This window comes from Pseudofrankia saprophytica, assembly GCF_000235425.2.
Lineage (GTDB): Bacteria > Actinomycetota > Actinomycetes > Frankiales > Frankiaceae > Pseudofrankia > Pseudofrankia saprophytica.
Genome location: NZ_KI912266.1, coordinates 4,264,887 through 4,282,618, shown reverse-complemented (window position 1 = coordinate 4,282,618; position 17,732 = coordinate 4,264,887). Strand labels below are relative to the sequence as shown.

Below are 17,732 nucleotides of genomic sequence, written 5' to 3'. Positions count from 1 at the left end.
CCGGACGTGGCCGGCCGGGCCAAGGACGGGGGCGGCCCCGGCATTCCGCTGCCCGACGGCCGCCTGCGCAGGGTCGGCGCCCGCGCCGCCCGTGGGATCAAGTCCGCCGCGTTCGAGCACCTTCCCTGGACCTGGATGTTCCACCGGATCGACAAGGCGCTGCACGTCTACCACCGGCACCCGGTCAGGCCGCTGCGCGCGCTCGCCCTCGGCATCGCCGAGCGGTGGATCGTGATCCGTCAGGAGGCCGACGGCTGCTTCGGCGGGATCCAGCCGCCGACCGCCTACTCGATCATCGCACTGCGCGTGCTCGGCTACCCCATGGACCATCCGGTCCTCACCGCCGCGCTGCGCTCGCTCGACGACTACAGCGTCATCCGCTCGGACGGCTCGCGGATGCAGGAGTCCTGCCAGTCGCCGGTCTGGGACACCTGCCTGGCGACGATCGCTCTGGCGGACGCCGGCCTCGCCACGAACGACCCGGCGCTGGTCCGCGCCGCCGACTGGCTGGTTGGCCAGGAGGTCACCGCCCGGCGCGGCGACTGGTCTGTTCCCATCCCCGACGTGCCGGTCGGCGGCTGGGCCTTCGAGTTCGAGAACGACACCTACCCGGACGTCGACGACTCCGCCGAGGTGATGCTGGCGCTGATGCGGGTCGCCCACCCGCGGCCGGAGAAGGTCATGGCCGCGACCTACCGGGGTCTGCAGTGGGTGTTCGGCATGCAGTGCGCCGACGGCGGCTGGGGCGCGTTCGACGTCGACAACGCCGGCCACCTCGTCTACAAGATCCCGTTCGCTGACTTCGGCATGCTCACCGACCCGCCGTCGGCGGACGTGACCGCCCACGTCGTCGAGCTGCTCGGCGAGCTGGGCCTGGGCGACGACCCCCGCACGAAGCGCGGGGTCGAGTGGCTCCTGCACTCCCAGGAGCCCGACGGCTCCTGGTACGGCCGCTGGGGCGTCAACCACATCTACGGCACCGGCGGCGTCGTCCCGGCGCTGCGCGCCGTGGGCCTGCCCGCCTCGCACCCGGCGATCCAGCGCGCCGCCGACTGGCTGGTCTCCCGGCAGAACCCCGACGGCGGCTGGGGCGAGGACTGCTACTCGTACAACGACATGTCGACGGCCGGCATGGGCGTCTCCACGGCGTCGCAGACGGCGTGGGCGCTGCTCGCCCTGATCGCCGCCGACCGGGTCGGCGACGGCGCGAAGGGCGAGGCCGCCGCCCGCGGCGTCGCGTGGCTCGCCGCCACCCAGACCGACGAGGGCAGCTGGGACGAGGACCACTACACCGGCACCGGATTCGCCGGCTACTTCTACATCAACTACAACCTGTACCGGCTGGTCTGGCCGGTCATGGCCCTCGGCCGCTACCGCCGGGCTCTCGCGGGCGACGCCCACTGAGCCCTGGTTCCCCGACGCACGGTTCACGGGCCCGCCGGCAACCGGCGGGCCCGCACCCGTCGATCCGTGGCTGAAGTAGTGAGGGAACCCCTCACGGGGCCTCGTTCACGCGAGCCTTGCTCACGGCGGCGCGGGCCATACGGGCGTACTCCTGCTCGACGACCTGGCGGGTGAGGGCCTCGTCGGAGACGTCGACGGCCTCCGGGCCGGCCGCGACGAGGTCGCTGCGGCGGGCGTAGGCGTCGAAGTCGGATCTCTTCGCGGCCAGGATCTGCACGAGACGCTGGTCGACGCTGTCGACGGTCAGCAGCCGGTGCACCCGCACGGTGCGGACCTGGCCCATGCGGTGCAGCCGGGCGACCGCCTGCTCCTCCAACGTCGGCTTGACCTGCGGTTCGCACAGGACGACCACCGAAGCCGCCTGCATGTTCAGCCCGGTGCCGCCGGCGACTATCTGGCTGAGCAGCACCGCCGGGGCGGGGCAGCGGCCGAACGCGTCCACCAGGCGTTGGCGGTCGTCGGGTGCCATCGCGCCCTTGATCGTGCCGAACACCTGACCGCAGTCGTCCTCGGCGCGCAGCCGCCGCTCGGCGAGGTCGAGGACGTCGTGGAAGAAAGAAAAAACGACCACCCGCTGCCCGTTGCCCGCCGCCTCCCGCGCGATCTCGACCAGCCGGCCGAGCTTGCGTGAGCGTTCCGGGTCGGCGGTGAACGCGACCCGGCGCATCGCCATGAACTGTCGGGACAGCACCGCGTCGCGGTACGCGGCCCGCTCGGCGGGCGAGTGCAGCTCCTCCCACTCGTCGGTCCAGACCCGCTCCGGCAGCTCGGACAGCACGTCGGCCGTGTTGCGCCGCAGGTAGGCGGGGGCGACCCGTTCCCGAAACTGGCGCGGGGACAGGGCCGCCGCGACGCCCGGCCAGCTCCCGGGCACGGCCACGGGCGCGGGATCGCCGGACCGCGGCCGTGGCGGGTCGAGCAGGCCGGGCTGCAGGTACCCGACCAGCGTCTGGAACTCGTCGAGGCGGTTCTCCATCGGCGTGCCCGTCAGGAACAGCACCCGGTCGACGAGCTCCGGCCGTTCGATGAGCGCCCGCAGCGCGTCCGCCCGCCTCGTGTCCGAGTTCTTCACATAGTGGGCCTCGTCGGCGACCAGCATCGCGATCCGCGGTCCGCGGGACCTGCCGGCCAGGGCAGCGGGGAGATCCAGCGAGGCCAGGGTGTCGAAGGTGGTGACGCCGACACCGCCCTGCGCCGTCCAGCGGGGCAGGGCCGTGGCGCGGTCCGCGCCGTGCAGCCGGTGCACCGTCAGCTTGCCGCGGTCGGTGATCTCGCGCATCCAGTTGACCAGCACCGAGGCGGGGCAGACGACCAGGAAGTGGGACTCGCCCTGCGCCCGCAGGTGCGCGATCGCGGCGATCGCCTGGATCGTCTTGCCCAGGCCCATCTCGTCGCCGAGGATCACCCGGCGCTGCACGAGTGCGAACTTCGCGCCGAACGCCTGGTAGCCGCGCAGCGACACCGTCCGGAGGGTGCCGTCGAGGGGCTGGTTGCGGACGCGGTCGACGATCTCGGTCGGCAGATGCCCGGTGGCGGAGCTGAGATCGCCGCGGTTGCCGACGATCTCCCCCAGCAGCCCGTAGTACTGGACCGCCTGCCGTTCGAAGTCGGTCCAGACGCCGGCCGCGCCGGGAGGGCGGTCGAGAAGCGCGACCGCGCTCGCGAGCTCGCGCGCCAGGCCCTGGCCGCCCTGGTCCGCGGCGTCCACGAGGATCTGGCTCACCTCGTCGAGCCCCCGCTGCGCCGCCGCCCGGCTCTGTGCGCCGGCGAAGAACATCCGGGTCCGGCTCCTGGCCGGCCTCGCGTCGGACAGCGCCCCGGGCAGGCTCCGCGCGACGGCGACCGTCCGCGCCCGGACGGGGCCGACAGCGTCCGCGAGCAGCACGGCGCGCCGAAGCCAGGTGAGCAGGTCGGTCGACCGGGCGTCCGCCGGATCCAGCTCGATCCGGATGCCGCGGCTGTCCTCCGCGGCCTCGGCGAGCGCCCCTGCCGCGGCGATCGCCGCCGTCGCGGTGCGCAGGCCGACGCCCGGCAGCCTGGACAGATCCGCCGGCGTGCGGTCGACGATGTCCCCGACGGTGCGGTACCCGGCCGTCTCCAGCGGTCGCAGCTGCAGCCGCTCCGGTGCCGTGTCCTTGAGTCGCGCGAGGTCCATCCGCCCGAGGTCGCGACGAACCACCCGCGCGCGCAGGTCCCGGAAATGTCGCCAGACCGCTGTCCGGGTCTCCCGCTCTCCGGCGAGCACCCGCTCGACGAGCGCGCGCAGGGCCTCGGCCTCGTCGAGCAGGTGACGGGCCTCGGAGGTGCCGGCCCGCGTCCGCGCCATGTCCGGTGTTGGGAGCTGCGACGCGGGGAGCTCGGGCACCCGCCCCGCCGCCGGCCTCGAGGCTGCCCGCGGAGTCGGGGATGCCGGTCTGGTCCGCGGAGCCGGCGACGCAGGCCGAGTCCGCTGTGCCGGCGGAGTCGGTGCGAACGTTCCCGCCCCGGGCCGCTGGTCCGGCACCGGCCGGTCGCCGGTGGGAGCCGGTGGCGCCTGTCCACGCGACGGCGCGCGTCGCCACGGCGGCCGAAAGGCCACTGTCACCCCTTCCCGGCGACACGCCGAACCGGGCAGGCCGCCCGGCGGGCACAGGCCCAGCATCGGTGTATCACGCCCACGACGGCCCGCTGGCCGGCCGGCGCCCGGACGTTGGCGCCGCCTCTGTCTGGGTTTGCCCGGTGACGCGGCATCAACACGGCAGATTGATCGCTGCCCACGTGTTGTCGCGGTCACGGATTCGGCGAAACCACGACCACCACGACACGCTCGCGACGATCACGAGCGATCGTCGACGGCGCCGACTTCCGCGGCCGCGGGCCAACCTCCGCGGCTACGGCATCAGCCGACCGGGGTCTGCGTGCCCAGGACGGTGAGGAGGGCGCCGAGATCATCGGCCGCCTCGCCCGGCTCGGCCCCGCCGGCCCCACCGGCGGCTACTTCTCCCCCGCCGGCCCGGTCCCCTGGTAGCGCCGGGCCCCGCGGCGGGCGGGCCGGCGCGCGGGCGCGCGGGCGCGCGCCAGATCGCGCTGGACGATCGCTAGACGACGTGGTCGGGGGCGGGGGCGGCGGCCATCAGGTCGCCGAGGCGGCGGGCCTGCTCGCCGGCGCCGCCGAGGGTGAACTCGAGCTGCTTGGCGTGCAGGAAGTAGCGGTGGACGAAGTACTCCTCGGCGATGCCCATGCCGCCGTGGACGTGGACGACGGCGCTCGCGACCCGGTGGCCGCCGTCGGCCGCCCAGAACTTGGCGGTGGCGACCGCGCTCGAGGCGTCCCATCCCTCGGCGAGCTGCCAGGCGGCCTGCCACATCGTCAGGCGGATCGCCTCGACGTCGATGTAGCAGTCGGCCAGCCGGTGCCCGACCGCCTGGAACGAGCCGATCGGGCGGCCGAACTGCTGCCGGTTGCTGGTGTACTCGGCGGCGGCGCGCATCGCCCGCTCGGTGACGCCGAGCTGCAGCGCGCACAGGCCCAGCGTTGCCCGGTCCCGCAGCGCCACCGCCACGGCGTCTCCCTCGGCCGCCGCCGGGCCACCGACGAGCGCGTCGTCGCCGACCACGACCCCCTCCAGCCGTAACAGGCCGGTGACCTCGCGGGCGGTGGTGAGCTGCCGCTCAACGGTGACCCCGGCGGCGGCCGGGTCGACGAGGAACACGCCAACGCCCGTCCCGGTGCGCGCCGGGACGAGCACCGCGTCCGCGACCGTCGCGAACGGCACGGCCGTCCTGACTCCGTCCAGCCGCCAGCCGGCGCCGACGCCGACGCCGACGCCGCCGTCGGGACCCACGCCGCCGGCAGAGCTGGAGCTGGAGCCGGAGCCGGCCAGTCTGGTCGCGGTCGTGGCCGGGGCCGCGGCGTCGGAGCCTCGCGGCTCGGCCAGCGCGACCGTGACGATCTTCTCGCCGCTGACGAGGCCGGGTAGCCAGCCGCGCCGCTGCGCCTCGGTGCCGTGGGCGGCGATCGCGCCGGCGCCGACGGTCGCGCAGGCCCAGAGCGGCACCGGCGCGAGCACCCGCCCGGCCTCCTCCAGTACGACGCACTCCTCGAGCACCCCGTAGCCCAGGCCGCCGTACTCGGCCGGCACGCCGATGCCGAGCAGGTTCGCCTTCGCGAGCTGCGCCCACAGCTCGCGGTCGAACCTCGGCTCACCGGTGCCGGCGAGGACATCCGCCTCCAGCGTGGCCAGGCGTTCGGGGGTGACTCGCTCCGTGAGGATCTGCCTGGCCAGCGCGGCCAGGTCGCGCTGTTCCTCGGTCTGGGCGAAGTCCATGCCGCGGCTCCTCGCGAGAAGGCTTGGTCGTCGGCGGACGCCCGGCGCGGACCGGTGGGCCGCGGGCGGGCGAGCACCCAATAACGAGAACTTGTTCTAGTACCGCGCTAGCATCGGGTCAACCGCGACCTGATGACCCGTCAGGTCGTGTCGGGTGCGCCGGGCCCACGGGACACGCCGTGGCGGCCGGCCGCGACAGGAGAGCGCCGATGCGAATCGCCTACACCGCGACGCAGGAGGACCTGCGCCGCGAGCTGCGCGAGTACTTCGCCGCGATGGTCACGCCCGAGCTCGGCGCCGAGCTCGCCGGCGGCGAGTCGACCCTGAAAGGCAAGGACGGCGCCTACTGCCGGGCCATCCGCCAGCTGGGCAAGGACGGCTGGCTCGGCATCGGCTGGCCGACCCAGTACGGCGGCCAGAACCGGTCGATGCTGGAGCAGCTGATCTTCGGCGACGAGGCGACGCTGGCCGGGGTGCCGATCCCGCTGCTGACCCTGAACAGCGTCGGGCCGGCGATCATGGAGTACGGCACCCAGGAGCAGCGGGACTTCTTCCTGCCGAAGATCCTCGCCGGTGAGCTGCACTTCTCCATCGGCTACTCGGAGCCGGGTGCCGGCACCGACCTCGCGAGCCTGCGCACCCGCGCCGACCGCGACGGCGACGGCTGGGTGATCAACGGCCAGAAGATGTGGACGTCGGTCATCCAGGTCGCCGACTACGTGTGGCTGGCCGCCCGCACCAACCCCGACCTGCCCCGCCACCGCGGCCTGTCGGTGTTCTGCGTCCCCGTCGACACACCGGGCTTCTCCTGGACGCCGGTGCCCACCATCTCCGGCGGCATCACCAGCCAGACCTTCTACACCGATGTCCACGTGCCGGCCGAGGCCCTGGTCGGCGAGGTGGACGGCGGCTGGAAACTGATCACCGGCCAGCTCAACCACGAGCGCGTCGCGCTGTGCTCGGCCGCCGGCATCCAGCAGCTGCTGCTGTGGACCCGGCGGTGGGCCGAGGCGACCGCGGCGCCCGAGGGCGGCCGGGTCATCGACCGCCCGCTGGTCCGGCGCAACCTCGGCACGGTGCACGCCAAGGTCGAGTTCCTCAAACTGATCAACTGGAAGATCGCCTGGGGAGTCGACCACGGTGCCCGGCTGGGGCCGGCCCAGGCCAGCGCGACGAAGATCTTCGGCACCGAGTTCGCCGTCGAGGCATACCGCCTGCTGATGGAGTGCCTGGAGGACGAGGCGATCCTCGTGTCGGGCTCGCCGGGCGCCGTGCTCGCCGGCCGGCTCGAGCGCGCCTACCGGCAGATCCTCATGCTCACCTTCGGCGGCGGCACCAACGAGATCCAGCGCGACATGATCGCGATGCTTGGCCTCGGCATGCCCCGCCCGCCGCGGTGAGGCCACCTCCGCCGGCGGCGGCCTCAACGTCGATCACTTTTGGTAGCGGTGTCGACACGGCCGAGCGGGCGCCTGAGACGCCGCTCAGGCATGCCCGGGGTGTCTGGCAGGGAGCGTCACTCCGGCCCGGGGGTGCCACCAGCCCGCCGCGCTCGCCCGAGCGCCGAATCGTGGCAGACCAGCGTGTCCATGAGCACAGCCATCCAACACACATCACTGATCCCGTTTTGGACCGTGGTGGATGGCCGTGCCTATAGGCACGGCCATCCACCACGGTCTGCGCGTCCGAGGAGAGCCCGCGTGACCGAGTCCGAGCCGCACGCGCTCGTCGCCCGCGACGGCCACGTCCTGGTCGTCACGATGAACCGCCCGCATGCCCGCAACGCGATCACCCCCGAGATGATCGGCCTCCTTGAGAAGGCCTGGGACGAGGTCAACGCCGACCCGGAGATCCGGGTCGCCGTCCTCACCGGCGCCGGCGGCGCGTTCAGCTCCGGAGCCGACCTCAAGCAGATGTCCGCGCGCCCGCCCGGCGAGGCGTTTCGCGGCGATGGGGACGGCACCCGCCTCGCGATGGACCTGTCCGTCATGAAATGGATCATGAAGCGGTTCGTCCTCACCAAGCCGCTCATCGCGGCCGTCGAGGGGCCGGCGATCGCCGGCGGCACCGAGATCCTGCAGGCGACCGACATCCGGGTCGCGGGCGAGTCCGCGAGGTTCGGCGTCTCCGAGGTCCGCTGGGGCCTGTTCCCGCTCGGCGGGTCCGCGGTGCGGCTGCGCCGCCAGGTCCCCTACGCGGTGGCCGCCGAGCTGCTGCTCACCGGCCGGCACCTGGGGGCGGCGGAGGCGAAGGAGATCGGCCTGGTCACCCACGTCGTCCCGGACGGGACCGCCCTGGAACGGGCCATGGAGATCGCGCGCGCGATCGCCGCGAACGGGCCGGTCGCCGTGCAGGCCGTGCTGCGGGTCCTGCGGGAGACCGAGTCGCTGCCCGAGGACGAGGCGTTCCGCGTCGAGTCCGAGATCGGCATGCGGGTCTACCTCAGCGACGACGCGAAGATCGGCCCGCGCTCGTTCGCCGCGAAGCAGACCCCTCGATTCACCGGGCGCTGACCCGGACACCGCCGCCCAGACGCAGTCGCCCAGCGGGAGACGTGATGCAGTTCAATCTTGCCGACCTGTTCGAGCACGCCGTCGACCGCTACCCCGACCGGGAGGCCGTCGTCGCCGGCCCCGGCCGGCGGACCTACACCGAGCTGGAGGAACGCGCCAACCGCATGGCGCACCACTTATCCAGCGCCGGGGTGGGACCCGGCGACCACGTCGCGATCTATGCCTACAACGTGATCGAATGGGTCGAGACGATGCTCGCGGCGTACAAGATCCGCGCCGTGTGCGTGAACGTCAACTTCCGGTATGTCGCCGAGGAGCTGGCGTACCTGCTTGGCAACGCCGCGCCGGTCGCGCTCGTCTTCCAGCGACAGTTCGCCGACCGGGTCGCCGACGTGGCCCCGAAGATCGCGAGCCTGCGGCACCTCGTGGTGATCGAGGACGGCACGGCCCTCGAAGCCGAGGACGACGCCGACAGCGGCAGCGGGCGCGGCAGCGGCAGCGGGCGCGGCCAGGAGCGGGGACAGGGGCAGGGCGGCGCCGAGGCACTGGGTGCCGTGCCCTACGAGGACGCGTTGGCCGCGTCCCGCCCGGACCGGGACTTCGAGCCGCGCACCGGCGACGACCACTACCTGCTCTACACCGGCGGGACCACCGGCATGCCGAAGGGCGTGCTGTGGCGGCAGGAGGACGTCATCTTCGCCCTCGGCGGCGGCCTCGACCTGATGACGGGCGAACGCGCCAGCCGCCCGGAGGAGCTCACCGAGAAGGGCGCTACCGGCGTCCTCACCGCGCTGCCGATCGCGCCGCTGATGCACGGCGCCACCCAGTGGTGCCTGCTGACCAACCTGAGCAAGGGCCAGCGCACCATCCTCGTCGACACGTTCGAGCCCGACGAGGTCTGGCGGCTCGTCGAGGCCGAACGGGTCAACATGGTCATGATCACGGGTGACGCGATGGCGCGCCCGTTGCTCGACACCCTCGACGCGTTGGAGCGCGCGGGCAGCCGGCCGGAGCTGTCGTCGCTGTACGCGCTGTCGTCGAGCGCCGCGCTGTTCTCCCCCGTGCTCAAGGAGTCGTTCATGCAGCGCCTGGGCGTCGTCGTCACGGACGGCGTCGGCGCCTCGGAGGCCGGCTCGCACGGCGTCGGCATCGCGGACAAGAGCCGGGTCCGAGGCGACGCCGGCGTGCGCATCCGGCCGATCGACGACGCGCTGGTCGTCGACGAGGACCTCACCCCGCTCGGGGTCGGCGAGATCGGCCGGCTCGCCCGCAGGGGCAACATCCCGATCGGCTATCTCGGCGACCCGGTCAAGACGGCCCAGGTGTTCCGCACCGGCCCGGACGGCGCGCGCTACTCCGTCCCCGGCGACTTCGCCCGGCTGGAGGAGGACGGCACCATCACCCTGCTCGGCCGCGGCTCGGCCACCATCAACTCGGGCGGGGAGAAGATCTTCCCCGAGGAGGTCGAGGGCGTGCTGAAGACCCATCCGGACATCTATGACGTCCTGGTCGTCGGCGTCCCGCACGAACGCTGGGGCCAGACCGTCGCCGCCGTCGTCGCGCCCCGGCCTGGCGCCACGCTCACCCTCGCCGACCTGCAGCGGCACTGCCGCGCCCACCTCGCCGGCTACAAGGTGCCCCGGGTGCTGAGCCTCGTCCAGACCGTCGTGCGTACCCCGAGCGGCAAGGCCGACCTCGCGTGGGCCCGGCAGGTGGCGACGAGGGCCGCCCAGGTCACCGAGAGTGCTCGCGACCTCGAGAACACCTAGCACCACGGAGATCCGCATGACCATGCCGCCCGCCACACCAGTGCTCGTCGGCGCGGCCGCCGCGGCGCGGCTGCCTGACGCGGTGGAGCTGATGGCCGCCGCCACCGAGGCGGCCGCCGCGGACGCCGCGGCGCCGGGCCTGCTCGCCGTCATCGACCGCGTGTACGTCGCGCGCGGCACCTGGGACCGCTCGGACCCGGGCCGCGAGGTCGCCGACCGGTTCGGCGCCCGGGCGGCCCGCACGGTCATCGCCGAGCTCGGCGTGCTGCAGCAGAGCCTCATCACCCGCGCCTGCCTCGACGTCGCCGCCGGCCGCGCCGACGTCGTCCTCGTGCTCGGCGCCGAGGCGGCCCACCGCGGGCGCGTCCGCCTCACCCCACGCCGCCACGCCGTCGGCGCAGGCGCAGCCGATGGCGATGGCGATGGTGGCGGCGACGCGGGCGCGGGCGGCCGTTCCGGGGACGGTCCCGACGAGATCCTCGCCCCCGAGGCGGACATCCTCGCGCCGTTGGAGATCCGTCGCGGAATCTACCTGCCGGTGCGGCAGTACGCGGTCCTCGAGTCGGCGCTGCGGGCGGCGGACGGGCTAGAACCCGCCGCGCATGCCGCCGAGGTCGCCGCGCTGTGGGCCGGGTTCTCCCAGGTTGCAGCCGGCAACGAGGATGCCTGGGCACGAGCCCCGGTCACCCCGGACGACCTGGCGCCGTCGCCGCGCAACCCGATGATGTCCTGGCCGTACACGCGGTCGCACTGTTCCCGGGCCGGCGTGGACCAGGGCGCGGCGCTGCTGGTCTGCTCCGCGGCCGCCGCCCGGCGCTTCGGCGTTCCGCCGGACCGGTGGGTCTTCCCGGTGGCCGCCGCCGAGTCCAACGTCATGACGCCGCTGGCCGCCCGTCCCGACCTCGCCCGCTCCCCTGGTTTCCGCGCAGTCGGGAAACGCCTCGCCGCCATCACCGGCGTCGCCGCGGCGGACGCCGACCACCTGGATCTTTACAGTTGCTTCCCGGCGGCGGTCCGCCTCCAGGTCCGGGAGCTCGGCCTGGCCGGGCGCTCCGACCTGACCGTCACGGGCGGCATGACGTTCGCGGGTGGCCCGCTGAACAACTACGTCTTCCAGTCCACGGTGGCCATGGCCCGGCGGCTGCGCGCCGCCGCGCCGGGTGCCCGTGGGCTCGTGACCTGCGTCTCCGGGATGGTCACCAAGCAGGCCGGCCTGCTGTGGAGCGCCAGCCCGCCGTCGACGGGTTTCCGCGCCGAGGACGTCTCGGCCGACGTCCGCGCCGCCGGGACCCCACTCCCCCTCGTCGACGGCCCGGCACGGGACGCCGTCACCGGTGTGGTGGCGGGCTTCACCGTCGCCTGCGAGCAGGGCGACCCGGTCCAGGCGCTCGCCGTGGTCACCCTCGGCGCCACCACCGACACCACCACCGGCGACGGCGCCACCCGCACCGTCGTGACCAGCGCCGACCCCGGCGTCATCGCCGCGATGACCGCCCAGGAGTGGGTCGGCCGCACTGTCAAGATCCGGGCTGGCACCCTGCTGCCCTGACGACCTCGACCTCGACCTCGACCACGACTCCGGCCACCTTCTACCCGGTGCCGGTCGTGGGTGGGGTTGTTGAGGTAGGTGATGACGGCGCGGACGCGGCGGTGCTCGTCGGCGGTGGGGAGCAGGCCGAGCTTGGTGAAGATGCTCGCGACGTGTGTCTCGACGGTGCGCGGGCTGACGACGAGCCGGGCCGCGAGCGTGGTGTTGGACAGGCCCTGTGCCATCAGGCTCAGGACGTCGCGCTCGCGGATCCCGCCGCCAGCACCCGCGACGCCCATGTCCGCCACGACCAGGCCGTAGCGTCGGACGGGTGGACGCCATTACTTCCCGCCCCGATGCGGATCAGATCTCGGCGGCGGCCGATGCCGGCAACGGCGATGGCAACCGGGCCGCCGGCACGGTCGTCGTACCGGCCCGGTTCAACGGGCCGCCCGGGAGCGCGAACGGCGGGTGGATCTCCGGAACCCTCGCCGGCTACCTCGCCGGCGCGAGCGCGGACGCCGAGGCCGGTAGGACGGCGGAGGCGGTGCTGCGCGCGCCGACCCCGCTGGAGGTGCCGCTGACGGTGGAACCCGCGGACGACGGCGGGGTGCGGCTCATCCACGGCGGAACGCTGCTCGTCGAGGCGCACCCGGCGAACGCCGCCGACCTCGGCGATCCGCCGCCGTTCGTCGAGCCCGGCGATGCCGAGCGCGCGGCCGCCGCGCTCGCCGCGACGTCGACACATCCGTTCCCGGGATGCTTCGGCTGCGGGACGGGACGGTCGCCGGGCGACGGCCTGCGGATCCTCCCCGGCCCGGTCGCCGGCGGGCCGGCGGGTCTCGTCGCCACGACCTGGACCGTCGACCGCTCCCTCGCCGAGGCGGACGGATCGGTCGGCCGACACATGCTCTGGTCGGCGCTGGACTGCCCGTCGTTCTGGGCGCACCAGGCGACGATGCCCACCGAGGACCTGGCCGCCCTGCTGGCCCGGCAGATCGTCTCCGCGACGGGCACGGTCACGCCCGGCGGGACATATGTCGTCGTCGCCCGTGCCGAGGCCGCCGAGGGCCGCAAACTGCGGGCCTCCTCCGCCCTCTACACCGTCGACGGCCACCTGCTGGCCGCCTCGACGTCCCTGTGGATTCGGATCCAGTCCGTACCCCGGCCGTGAATCGTCTCGTTGGGCGAGTGTTGGGCATTGATGCCGGAACCTTCTGGCGGTCGCACGCCTGATACCGGGTGTGAAGTCGACCAGACTCCCAGGAGCCGCCGACGAAGCGGCCCGGCCGGCGGACGACCTGACGGAGACACCCGTGTCCAGGACCCCGGCGCACGACTCGTTCGAGGCATTCGTCCGGGCGAGATCCGACGCCCTGTTCCGCACGGCCTTCGTCCTCACCGGGGAGCGCGCCGCCGCGGAGGACCTGGTCCAGGAGACTCTCGCGCGGGTCCTGCTGGTATGGCGTCGAGTCGCCGCGAACGGCGAGCCGGACGCCTATACCTACCGTGTGATGGTCAACACCCACCGGCGGTCGGGATGGAAGGTGCTGACGTGGGAACGGCCGACCGCTCGGCTGCCCGACAGGCCAGGACCTGACGAGTTCGCCCGCACCGAAAGCCTGGACCAGCTGTCCCGAATACTGACGCGGCTGCCGGCGCGGCAACGCTGCGCCGTGGTCCTGCGGCACTATCTGCAGTTTTCCGAGGCCGAGACGGCGACCGTGCTGGGCTGCCGGATCGGCACCGTCAAAAGCCTGACCTCCCGGGGGCTGGCGCAGCTGCGCGTCGCCATCGACGACCAGCGGCCCGATCGACGACCGCCGGCGGCCGAATCCCCATCCGAATCCGATCCCCCAACCGATCCGACACATCTGGATTCCACGAGGCAGAGGAACGATTCCCATGGCTGACCGCCTGGCCTCCGACCGCGACGAGGACATCCGCGCCGAGGACCTGGTCGAGCGGCGCCTCAAGGAGCTGGCGGACCTCGCCGGACCGGCCCCCGACCTGGTGGCCCGGGTCGCCCGGCGTTCGGCGGCGCTGCGGCGACGCCGAACATCCGTGATTGGCGCGGGCGTCGTCGGCGTCGTCGGAGTCGTCGCCGCGACGGTGACCGCCGTCGCGGCCGGTACCGCGATCCATGGTCCGGACGGCCGGGACGACGTCGTCACGATCCCGGCGGTGTCGAGGCCCATGACGGGGACACCCGTTCCGACGGCGCCCGCCAGCCCGGCCGCCTCGGCGACGTCGGTCCCGACGGCACCGGATTCGACGCGCCCCCCGACCGGCGGCGCCACGCCCAGCTCGCCGCCGCGGGACACGACGGCGCCACCGGCGCCCAGGTCGTCGCCGCCGGCCGGAACCACGGTCTCACCGGGTGTTCCCCTGTACTCGCCGCCGCCGGGGTACTACTCGCCTCCGGCGAACCCCGCCGGGACGATCACGATCGAGGGCTCGGCCGTCCGTCCGGCGACCTCGAGCTTCCAGATCGACGAATGGGTCAAGGTGTTGAACAACAATGACGTCGCGTGCACGTTCACGATGACCCGCGGTGGCTCGACCGCGATCTCCACCAGCCCGATCGAACCGGGCACCAGCCAAACGATGAGAATGCCGTCCACCGCCGGGACCTATTCCGTGGTCTGCACGCCGTATCCGAGCACGACGGACCGACCGGACGCGACGGGAACGGTGGTCGTGCAGCCGTGAGGTAAGCCTATGATCTTGGCCATGAACCCCGTGCGCCGGATGCTGCTCGGCGCGGGTCAGCTACCCGCGGATCTGCGCGCCTCGCTGGAATCCGAGGACCTCGTCCTGGTGGAGGAAGGCCTCACCGGCTCGATCACCTATCGCAACTACCGGGCACCCGGCCAGCGTTCCAGTTGGCGCAGGGAGGCGGTCTCCGGCGCGATCGCGATCAGCGCGGGGCGTCTCGTGGTCTGGGCCGGGCGCGGCAAGCACATCGACGTGCCGCGCGCCGGCGTGTTCCTGGCCGCGATCGACATCGGCGTCGAGCCCCCGGACCGGGTGCGCTTCGCCTATGACGCCGGCAAGTTCAACCCGACCAGGTCCGGCACCGTGGAGGTCCGTCTCCGGACCCCGCGCGCGGCCCACGTGGCCGAGCTGCTCACGCCCCGGGACTGAGCTGGCCGAGCCAGCCGAACCCGTCGAGCAGCCGGCATCCGCTCCGTCCGCTCCGGGTTCGCCGGGGCCGCGGCGCCCCGGGGCCGCCGGCGGGCCGTCCGGATGGGCGCGCGGGGTGCGCGCCCATCCGGACGGCAGTGGTGGACCCGGCCGGAGTGGACCCGGCCAGCGACGGCCGGTCGACCGTTCAGTCGAGGACGGCCACGACCGTGCCGGCGCCGACCGTTCGGCCGCCCTCGCGGATGGCGAAGCCGAGCCCGTCCTCCAGCGGTACCGGCTTGCCGAGCCGTACCGTCATCTCGGCGGTGTCTCCCGGCAGCGCGACGCCGACCTCACCCAGGTCGACCTCGCCGACCACGTCCGTCGTCCGCAGATAGAACTGCGGGCGGTAGCCGGACGCGATGGCGGTCCGCCGGCCCCCGGCGGCGGGCGCGAGCAGGTGGACCCGGGCGGCGAACCGCTGGTGCACCGTCACGCTCCCCGGCGCCGCGAGGACGTTGCCCCGCCGAAGCTGCGTTCGGTGCACGCCGCGCAGCAGCAGCGCGACGTTGTCACCGGCGAGGGCGGACTCCATCGGCTTGCCGAACGTCTCCAGCCCGGTGACCACGGTCGCGAGCCGCGTGCCCAGACCGCACACCTCCGCCCGGTCGCCCACGCGGACGGCGCCCCGCTCGATCGCCCCGGTCACCACCGTCCCACGACCGGTGATGGTCAGGACGTTCTCCACGGGAAGCAGGAACGGCGCCGTGGTGTAACGGTCGGGAACCGGCACGTACCTGTCGACGGCGGCCAGCAGCGCCTGGATCGAGCCCGTCCACTCCGGGTCTCCAGCCAGGGCGCGCAGCCCGGAGACGCGGACCACCGGTATCTCGTCGCCCGGGTAGCCGTGCCCCGTCAACAGCTCGCGGATCTCCAGCTCCACCAGGTCCGTGATCTCCGGGTCGGCGGCGTCCGCCTTGTTCAGCGCGACGACGACGTGCCGGACCCCGACGTGCCGGGCCAGCAGCACGTGCTCGGCCGTCTGCGGCATCACGCCGTCCTGGGCCGAGACCACCAGGATCGCCCCGTCGAGCTGAGCCGCACCCGTGATCATGTTCTTCACGTAGTCGGCGTGGCCCGGCATGTCGACGTGGGCGTAGTGCCGGCTGGCGGTCTCGTACTCGACGTGCGCGATGTTGATGGTGATGCCGCGGGCGATCTCCTCGGGGGCGCGGTCGATCCGGTCGAACGGGACGAACGAGCCGGAGCCCGTGTCGGCGAGAACCTTGGTGATCGCGGCGGTCAACGTCGTCTTCCCGTGGTCGACGTGACCCATCGTGCCGATGTTGAGGTGCGGTTTGGTGCGGACGTAGGCCTGCTTGGCCATCGTTCTTCCTCGGTGCTCGAAGCCGCGAGCCCCTGGGCCTACCGACCCTTTCCCTGCGGGGCTCCGGACGATCCGGGAAGGGTCAGCGTCGCGCGCCGCCGGGCAGCACGTCGGCGACCAGCGCCGAGAGGGGCAGCACGACAGCACCCGCGACCAGCGCGGGCGACCAGGTGTCGTGCCGGAACATGGCTCTCATGGTGGCCGGCCAAGGAAGGGCTGGCGAATGCTTTTCCGCGCGGCGCGGAGCGGCGCCGTCTGACGACGGTTGACCAGGCGACCAACCACTGCCCGCCCTGCCTGGGCACCGCTCCGTTCTGCGGTGACCGGTTTCTCCCTCCTGGTCATCCAGCGGACCACCGCGGACGAATAGGTGGTGCGGGCGAGCGAAAACGGGGCTCACCCGATCGCCGAAGTGACAATCTGTCGAGGGGAAGAGCATGTCAGTAACGGTGATCGTGAAGTTTGCTGTCGACCCGGCCAAGTTCGAGGCGGTCGTCCGGGAGCGGGCCGGGGACTTCGAGGCAGTCGCCACCGAGGGCAAGGCGGCGGGAGGGCTGCACCACCGGTTCGTCGTCGGAGACGGCGAGGTTCTGGCGATCGACGAATGGGAGAGCGTCGAGGCCTTCCAGGGGTTCTTCGCCAGTCAGGCAACAATCCCGGCGCTGATGGAGGCCGCCGGCGTGCAGGGGCCGCCGCAGGTCTCCGTCTACCAGTCCCTGGCCACTGTCGACGCGTTCTAACGGGCTAGGCCCACCCGCTGCCAGCGGCGGACAGCCTTCCGCCGCTGGCAGCGGCTCCGGCAAGCGGCACCGGCACCGGCACCGGCACCGGCACCGGCACCGGATGTTGACGGGAGCGTCCGGCATCGCGCCGGCCGCCGAACAACAACGGCCGATGTTCTCGTAGGCGGAGTCACGCCGGCTGGCCGCCGGGGTCGAGGGTGCTGTGGCTGGCCTGGGGCTGCAACAGCCGGAGGATCATCTCGACGGTGCGCTCGAGGGGGCGGCGCCTGGCGGTCACGGTGGCCAGCAGCGTGCGGGTCAGGATCGCGCCGAGGAGCATGTCGAAGACGTCGTCGGGGTCCACGGTCGGGTCGACGCTCCCGGGCGGCGCGGCACACAGGATGTCCTGGAACTGCGGGCGCGCCGAGACCCGCAGGTAGAACTCCGGCGGGCGCTGCCGGCTCGCGGTCTGATGGTGCGCGAGCAGGCCGGCCGCGGCCGCGCGGGACGCGGGCGCGTCGAACGCGGCCACGTAGGCACGGACGAAGCGGCGCAGGTCGCGGCGCAGGTCCCCCGTCGGTTGGACGCTGAGCGGGTTGAGGCCGGGGAACGTCGCCTCCTCGATCAGCTCGATCCGCGACCCCCAGCGGCGGTAGATGGCCGACGCGTGGACCCCGGAGTGCGCGGCGACCGCGTGGATCGTCGTCGCGTCGAAGCCACGCCGCACCAGCAGCTCGCGCGTGGCCGCGAGCGCTCGCTCGTCGATGCTCGCGTCACGGGGACGCCCCGGGCGGCGGCGGGGAGGCTCTGCCGGATCAGCGTCTGCCATGTCAGCGATCGTATGGGGCGCCGGCTCCCCACGACACCGCCTCGCCAAGTTTCAGGACAAGATCTTCTATAAAGTTTTAGGACGAAC

At 73.2% G+C, this 17,732-nt stretch carries 14 protein-coding genes and 1 pseudogene; 10 read left to right on the top strand and 5 right to left on the bottom strand.

From position 1 onward, the window contains the following. Positions 1-1,404 (top strand): squalene--hopene cyclase (gene shc, locus FRCN3DRAFT_RS44995; protein WP_007517938.1); only part of this gene is annotated, 1,404 nt, incomplete at its 5' end. Between the two features lie 91 nt (positions 1,405-1,495). Here shc and FRCN3DRAFT_RS0217785 read toward each other — a convergent pair. Both FRCN3DRAFT_RS0217785 and FRCN3DRAFT_RS0217780 read right to left on the bottom strand, forming a co-directional pair. After that, on the bottom strand, positions 1,496-3,790 hold the full coding sequence (locus FRCN3DRAFT_RS0217785; RefSeq protein ID WP_051466294.1) for a DEAD/DEAH box helicase: 2,295 nt from the start codon (positions 3,788-3,790) through the stop codon (positions 1,496-1,498). 751 nt (positions 3,791-4,541) lie between these two features. Further along, a complete protein-coding gene (locus FRCN3DRAFT_RS0217780) occupies positions 4,542-5,771 on the bottom strand; it encodes an acyl-CoA dehydrogenase family protein (RefSeq protein ID WP_007517942.1) in 1,230 nt (409 codons plus the stop codon). Positions 5,772-5,980: 209 nt separating this feature from the next. Between FRCN3DRAFT_RS0217780 and FRCN3DRAFT_RS0217775 the strand changes: the two genes are divergently transcribed. From FRCN3DRAFT_RS0217775 to FRCN3DRAFT_RS0217760, 4 genes are all read left to right on the top strand, one after another. Then, positions 5,981-7,171 carry an acyl-CoA dehydrogenase family protein gene (locus FRCN3DRAFT_RS0217775; protein WP_007517944.1) on the top strand — a complete coding sequence of 397 codons (1,191 nt, stop codon included), beginning with the start codon at positions 5,981-5,983 and terminating at the stop codon, positions 7,169-7,171. Between the two features lie 300 nt (positions 7,172-7,471). Continuing rightward, positions 7,472-8,284 carry a crotonase/enoyl-CoA hydratase family protein gene (locus FRCN3DRAFT_RS0217770; protein WP_007517946.1) on the top strand — a complete coding sequence of 271 codons (813 nt, stop codon included), beginning with the start codon at positions 7,472-7,474 and terminating at the stop codon, positions 8,282-8,284. A 44-nt stretch (positions 8,285-8,328) separates the two neighbouring features. After that, complete coding sequence (locus FRCN3DRAFT_RS0217765; protein ID WP_007517948.1) at positions 8,329-10,053, top strand: acyl-CoA synthetase; 1,725 nt, start codon at positions 8,329-8,331, stop codon at positions 10,051-10,053. 16 nt (positions 10,054-10,069) lie between these two features. Beyond that, on the top strand, positions 10,070-11,602 hold the full coding sequence (locus FRCN3DRAFT_RS0217760) for a hypothetical protein (protein WP_007517949.1): 1,533 nt from the start codon (positions 10,070-10,072) through the stop codon (positions 11,600-11,602). A gap of 134 nt (positions 11,603-11,736) precedes the next feature. Here FRCN3DRAFT_RS0217760 and FRCN3DRAFT_RS58185 read toward each other — a convergent pair. Further along, positions 11,737-11,880: pseudogene (locus FRCN3DRAFT_RS58185) on the bottom strand (response regulator transcription factor); the annotation flags it as partial. A 32-nt stretch (positions 11,881-11,912) separates the two neighbouring features. On the opposite strand from FRCN3DRAFT_RS58185, the gene FRCN3DRAFT_RS0217750 reads away from it, so the two are divergent. The 4 genes from FRCN3DRAFT_RS0217750 to FRCN3DRAFT_RS0217735 all read left to right on the top strand — a co-directional run bounded on the left by FRCN3DRAFT_RS0217750 (position 11,913) and on the right by FRCN3DRAFT_RS0217735 (position 14,728). Continuing rightward, complete coding sequence (locus FRCN3DRAFT_RS0217750; RefSeq protein ID WP_007517950.1) at positions 11,913-12,755, top strand: hypothetical protein; 843 nt, start codon at positions 11,913-11,915, stop codon at positions 12,753-12,755. A gap of 142 nt (positions 12,756-12,897) precedes the next feature. Beyond that, a complete protein-coding gene (locus tag FRCN3DRAFT_RS44990; RefSeq protein WP_007517952.1) occupies positions 12,898-13,494 on the top strand; it encodes a SigE family RNA polymerase sigma factor in 597 nt (198 codons plus the stop codon). Further along, positions 13,487-14,293, top strand: coding sequence for a cupredoxin domain-containing protein (locus tag FRCN3DRAFT_RS0217740; RefSeq protein ID WP_007517953.1), 807 nt, complete (start codon positions 13,487-13,489; stop codon positions 14,291-14,293). The genes FRCN3DRAFT_RS44990 and FRCN3DRAFT_RS0217740 overlap by 8 nt, the downstream gene beginning before the upstream one ends. Positions 14,294-14,314: 21 nt before the next feature. Further along, a complete protein-coding gene (locus FRCN3DRAFT_RS0217735; protein ID WP_035928362.1) occupies positions 14,315-14,728 on the top strand; it encodes a hypothetical protein in 414 nt (137 codons plus the stop codon). 187 nt (positions 14,729-14,915) lie between these two features. On the opposite strand, the gene tuf is transcribed toward FRCN3DRAFT_RS0217735, so the two are convergent. Next, on the bottom strand, positions 14,916-16,094 hold the full coding sequence (gene tuf / locus FRCN3DRAFT_RS0217730; RefSeq protein WP_007517957.1) for an elongation factor Tu: 1,179 nt from the start codon (positions 16,092-16,094) through the stop codon (positions 14,916-14,918). A gap of 437 nt (positions 16,095-16,531) precedes the next feature. On the opposite strand from tuf, the gene FRCN3DRAFT_RS51600 reads away from it, so the two are divergent. Continuing rightward, on the top strand, positions 16,532-16,834 hold the full coding sequence (locus tag FRCN3DRAFT_RS51600) for an antibiotic biosynthesis monooxygenase family protein (RefSeq protein WP_007517959.1): 303 nt from the start codon (positions 16,532-16,534) through the stop codon (positions 16,832-16,834). 172 nt (positions 16,835-17,006) lie between these two features. Here FRCN3DRAFT_RS51600 and FRCN3DRAFT_RS0217715 read toward each other — a convergent pair whose 3' ends face one another. Further along, a complete protein-coding gene (locus FRCN3DRAFT_RS0217715; RefSeq protein WP_027140694.1) occupies positions 17,007-17,645 on the bottom strand; it encodes a TetR/AcrR family transcriptional regulator in 639 nt (212 codons plus the stop codon). Positions 17,646-17,732 lie beyond the last annotated feature (87 nt).

Bases quoted from the DNA above. Each gene is read 5' to 3' on its own strand.
- FRCN3DRAFT_RS0217785 (WP_051466294.1), bottom strand. From the start codon at position 3,790: ATGGCGCGGACGCGGGCCGGCACCTCCGAGGCCCGTCACCTGCTCGAC.
- FRCN3DRAFT_RS0217780 (WP_007517942.1), bottom strand. From the start codon at position 5,771: ATGGACTTCGCCCAGACCGAGGAACAGCGCGACCTGGCCGCGCTGGCC.
- FRCN3DRAFT_RS0217775 (WP_007517944.1), top strand. From the start codon at position 5,981: ATGCGAATCGCCTACACCGCGACGCAGGAGGACCTGCGCCGCGAGCTG.
- FRCN3DRAFT_RS0217765 (WP_007517948.1), top strand. From the start codon at position 8,329: ATGCAGTTCAATCTTGCCGACCTGTTCGAGCACGCCGTCGACCGCTAC.
- FRCN3DRAFT_RS0217760 (WP_007517949.1), top strand. From the start codon at position 10,070: ATGACCATGCCGCCCGCCACACCAGTGCTCGTCGGCGCGGCCGCCGCG.
- FRCN3DRAFT_RS0217740 (WP_007517953.1), top strand. From the start codon at position 13,487: ATGGCTGACCGCCTGGCCTCCGACCGCGACGAGGACATCCGCGCCGAG.
- FRCN3DRAFT_RS0217735 (WP_035928362.1), top strand. From the start codon at position 14,315: ATGAACCCCGTGCGCCGGATGCTGCTCGGCGCGGGTCAGCTACCCGCG.
- tuf (WP_007517957.1), bottom strand. From the start codon at position 16,094: ATGGCCAAGCAGGCCTACGTCCGCACCAAACCGCACCTCAACATCGGC.
- FRCN3DRAFT_RS51600 (WP_007517959.1), top strand. From the start codon at position 16,532: ATGTCAGTAACGGTGATCGTGAAGTTTGCTGTCGACCCGGCCAAGTTC.
- FRCN3DRAFT_RS0217715 (WP_027140694.1), bottom strand. From the start codon at position 17,645: ATGGCAGACGCTGATCCGGCAGAGCCTCCCCGCCGCCGCCCGGGGCGT.